This is a genomic window from Shewanella sp. Isolate7 (assembly GCF_022398425.1).
In the GTDB taxonomy this organism is placed as follows: domain Bacteria; phylum Pseudomonadota; class Gammaproteobacteria; order Enterobacterales; family Shewanellaceae; genus Shewanella.
Map to the genome: position 1 here is coordinate 1 of NZ_JAKEVJ010000140.1, position 4,062 is coordinate 4,062.

General features: G+C 48.8%; 3 protein-coding genes and 2 pseudogenes. 2 read left to right on the top strand and 3 right to left on the bottom strand.

Translation table 11 applies throughout. From position 1 onward, the window contains the following. Positions 1–45: 45 nt before the first annotated feature. Positions 46–174: pseudogene (locus L1D47_RS20295) on the bottom strand (transposase); the annotation flags it as partial. Positions 175–519: 345 nt separating this feature from the next. Between L1D47_RS20295 and L1D47_RS20300 the strand changes: the two are divergent. Beyond that, positions 520–1,329, top strand: coding sequence for a hypothetical protein (locus L1D47_RS20300; protein ID WP_239886579.1), 810 nt, complete (start codon positions 520–522; stop codon positions 1,327–1,329). A gap of 88 nt (positions 1,330–1,417) precedes the next feature. Here L1D47_RS20300 and gmhB read toward each other — a convergent pair whose 3' ends face one another. Further along, complete coding sequence (gmhB, locus tag L1D47_RS20305; protein WP_239886580.1) at positions 1,418–1,978, bottom strand: D-glycero-beta-D-manno-heptose 1,7-bisphosphate 7-phosphatase; 561 nt, start codon at positions 1,976–1,978, stop codon at positions 1,418–1,420. A gap of 168 nt (positions 1,979–2,146) precedes the next feature. Here gmhB and L1D47_RS20310 point away from each other — a divergent pair, with 168 nt between their 5' ends. Further along, a complete protein-coding gene (locus L1D47_RS20310; RefSeq protein ID WP_239886581.1) occupies positions 2,147–3,466 on the top strand; it encodes an aminopeptidase P family protein in 1,320 nt (439 codons plus the stop codon). A 435-nt stretch (positions 3,467–3,901) separates the two neighbouring features. Here L1D47_RS20310 and L1D47_RS20315 read toward each other — a convergent pair. Next, positions 3,902–4,062: pseudogene (locus L1D47_RS20315) on the bottom strand (IS5/IS1182 family transposase); the annotation flags it as partial.

Below are 4,062 nucleotides of genomic sequence, written 5' to 3' on the forward strand. Positions count from 1 at the left end.
TTTGGGGGATATGCCTTGCTGCTCCTGTCGAAGCTGGTTTACTCATTTACGCATGGCTGAATTACTCACGCCCATCGCGTTTGCAGCCTCAGCTATGCTGTATCCCTGTTTCGTTACCAGCTGCGCAGCTTCTAATTTGAACTCTGCACTGAATGTCGGTCTTGTGTTCTTCATTTCTACCACCTTTTCTCTGGAAGTGAGTCTATCACTTCGTCTATTCAGGTGGCCAAATTCACTATGCCACTACACAGCGACAGTTCAAGGCATTCAACTGAGGGCATGCCGAGGCCTGCTGAAGTTGAATAACGCCGAAATGGTGTTGCTATCAAAGCCCCGCAGGGCGAGGCTTACAGCGGTATTTGCTGCGTTACAGTTCTTGCGAAGGACTAGGGCCATTCGCTGCAAACTGTGCCTTGCATCTATCCACTTTAAGCACACGCAGAGCAAGCACGGGACTTATTCGCACCTTCCTTAGACAATGCTGTGGTGTACCTGTTATCGGATCACGGTGAGGGGTTCATGTTGAGTCAAGATAGACTCGCGGCAACCGATACTGAAACGCAAACAGCCGATGCTGCGCTGCCAATGGCGCTCAATGTTGCGGCCTGGGGCCATGGCACCAATGTTTTATCTCAGGAGCAATCACAAGTGCTGCTCGCGTCATTAAGGTACCGAAACGGTAAACCAGTGAATCCAGTAGGCAAAGTCGATGGATTGTTTTCACTGATTGACGTCGCACCCAGCATAGTTGCCAACCTTTCTGCTGCAAACGACGAGGCAATGGCATCTGAAAACTTGAAGTTTGACGGTCAGCCACTGCCTCAAGATTTAACAAAACCGCTGACCCCTAGCGACAATCAGCGACATATATTTGTCGAGTCATCACGACCGGTAGCCTCAATTAATACCAGCTTTATCGATGACAAAAAGGTGATGTCGGAAACCGCATCTCATTACGAAATTAGAAAAGATGGACGCGCTGTGATGAAACCTGAGTCCTATCACAACTATATACAATTAAAGCAGCGTTCAGTGTATGCCCTGCAATGGCAACTGGTCATGCTACCTAAAGATGAACGGCTTATCTTAGTCGATACGGCAAACAAACGCTGGCATAACCTCAGTGACTATTCGGGCGATGCGCCTTGGGAAGCTATGCTCGATTCACTATGTCAACACTATCAAACTGACTTTATTGACACGCCGCGCAGCGAGTGTAGCCTTGCCTTTAAGCAGCGGCTACTCAGCGCCAACGCTGATGGCGCTGAGTATGCCAAGGGACAAAATGTATCCCCGCCTAAGGTAAAGACTAATCTTGGTAAACACTAGTCTCAGTAAACACTAGCTTCAGTAAACACTAGCCTAGATAAGCATTAATCAGCGAATCGGGTTTAGATTACATGCAGCGCTTAAACCATTAAGCATCTTGCAAAGAACTTAGGTAAGCGGGCACATCGGCGACAGAGTCTAAAACGACACTGGCGGCGGCAATAGCCTCATCTGTCACCGTTTTACCCGTGCGCACTAAGATACGGGTCGGCACTCCTGCGGCCTGCGCAGCCAACATGTCGTCACGCTTGTCGCCCACCATGACAGAACGGCTAAGATCTATCTTCAAGAACTGCGCCGCACTCTTGAGCATGCCCGGCTTAGGCTTACGACAATCACAGTCCTGTTTATACTCGCCTATGCCTTTCTCACTGTGATGGGGACAGTAATAGATACCATCGAGGTCGACACCTTTATCGGCGAAGTTCCAATCCATCCATTCGGTCAGACTATGAAACTGATCTTCCGTGTAGAGTCCACGGGCAATACCCGACTGATTAGTCACCACCACCAGCTTATAGCCTTGCTGCTTTAACGCGGCGCACGCTTCGAATACGCCTTCGACATATTCGAAATCATCGACCTGATGCACATAACCATGGTCGACATTAATCACTCCATCTCTATCCAGGAAAACGGCACGATTCACGAAAACTTCCCCAATTCGACTGAACCCAATAATTAGTTGAACAGTATTATCACACTTGAATCAACAAAATGCACCGCACAATCACGAATAAAGTCGAAGGGGACTAGAAATGAATAAAATATACAAATATAGTTAAACCAATCGCTAATAGCTACACAAGAGATAGAGATGCCAGTAAACACCCTTCACTCAATCAGACGCCAACGCCTCATGGATAAGCTCCCCGACGACAGCTTTGTGATTCTTGTCGGTTATCAGCAAAAGGTACGTAGCAAGAACATCAAGTATCACTTTCGCCAAGACAATGATTTTCTTTACCTTACAGGGTTTAATGAGCCTGACGCCGTCGCATTGCTCTATCGTGGCCCCCAAGGAGAGATAATCTATACCTTGCTATGCCGCCCAAGTGATCCACAACTGGAGGTCAGTTTCGGTGCCAGAGCAGGCATTACCGGTGCCATCGAAAAATTCGGTGCGACTCAAGCCTTTGACATCGCCGAACTAGATACCGTGATGGCGTCGAGTCTCACCCATCAGCGTCAGGTATTTATCAGTGACGAACTGGGCCGCTTTAACCACAAATTAATCGATTGGTGTAACGCCCAGCGCCACGCCAGCGGTTTCGATACACCCAAATGCTATCGGAGCATCACGCCACTGGCCAAATACCTTCATCCACTTAGGGTGATTAAAGATGAGAGCGAACAAGCGGCAATACGCGCCGCGGTTAACGCTTCTGTCGACGGCCACAAGGCAGTGATGAAGGCCTGCCGCGCAGGCATCAATGAGGCGCAGCTGGCCGCAACCTTTAACTATGCTATCGCCGCACTCGGCGCTAACGAGGTCGCCTATCCCAACATAGTAGCGGCGGGCAACAACGCCTGCTGCCTACATTATGAAGAGAACTGCTGTCAGACCAAATCTGGCCAGATGCTGCTGATCGACGCCGGCGCCGAGCTCAACCACTACGCCGCCGATATCACCCGCAGCTATCCGGTCGATGGTAAGTTTACCCAAGCCCAAGGTGCGATCTACCAGCTAGTATTGGATGCACTGGATGCCGCTATCGCCAAGGTAACCCCCGGCACGCCATGGAACGAGCTCTATGAGACCTGCATGCAGGTGATGGCCCGCGGCCTCATCGAACTCGGCCTATTACAGGGAAGCTATGAGGAGATCATGGCCAGCGAAAGCTACAAACGCTTCACCGTGCATAAGACGGGGCACTGGCTGGGGATGGATGTCCATGATGTCGGCCCATATCATGATGAAAACGGCCAGTGGCGTCAGCTTGAGGCAGGGATGATCTTTACCATAGAGCCAGGTATCTATATTCCGGAATCAGCCACAGATGTGCCCGAAGCCTACCGCGGCATGGGGATCCGCATCGAAGACGATATCTTGGTCACCGCCGACGGCCATGAGAACCTATCAAAACAGGTACCACGTTCCATTGCGGAGATAGAGGCCTTCATGCAGCAAGGCTGATGCTATTAATACCAATCGTAATAAATAATTGATCATTCTAGCTTGTTAAAACGCTCGATAACTGTATTAGTATTTTTAATTGTAGAATAACTACTTATCTAAAAATCCTGCTTTGTTCTCAAGCGTTTTTCCTGCGCTATTTCTGATCACATACTTATTGTGATTGGTATAACTCATCATTCTTCGGTAAAAGACTGCTGCTCGGCTCACGTTAGAGTGGCAGTCACCCCCGTACCAGTATTAAGCCTCAAAAATATAGACGCTTAATATGACCAAAGCTGGTTACTAAGGAAACTGCGAACAAGTCCTGCAATTTAGGTATAGAGCGAGGTTTTGAGCGGCCCGCCTGATTTTTGAACGCTAACTGTTCAATTTTGGCCAATATACTGCCGTTTTACGCCGAATTTCGACCTAATTCCAGGCTGTTCCCGGATTTCAGACAGATCTTGGCTGTCGTCGTAACATCTGGTCTACTTTAAACAGGTTCGCCAAGGTGAATAGCATGGCTAACTGTGAGTCATTTTTCGTCAGCCCTTTATAGCGTGCTTTGATAAAGCCGAACTGACATTTGATGATTCGAAACGGGTGTTCTACCT

What these genes read in the sequence shown, in the direction of transcription:
- L1D47_RS20310 (WP_239886581.1), top strand. Translation starts at nt 2,147, where the DNA reads ATGCCAGTAAACACCCTTCACTCAATCAGACGCCAACGCCTCATGGAT.
- L1D47_RS20300 (WP_239886579.1), top strand. Translation starts at nt 520, where the DNA reads ATGTTGAGTCAAGATAGACTCGCGGCAACCGATACTGAAACGCAAACA.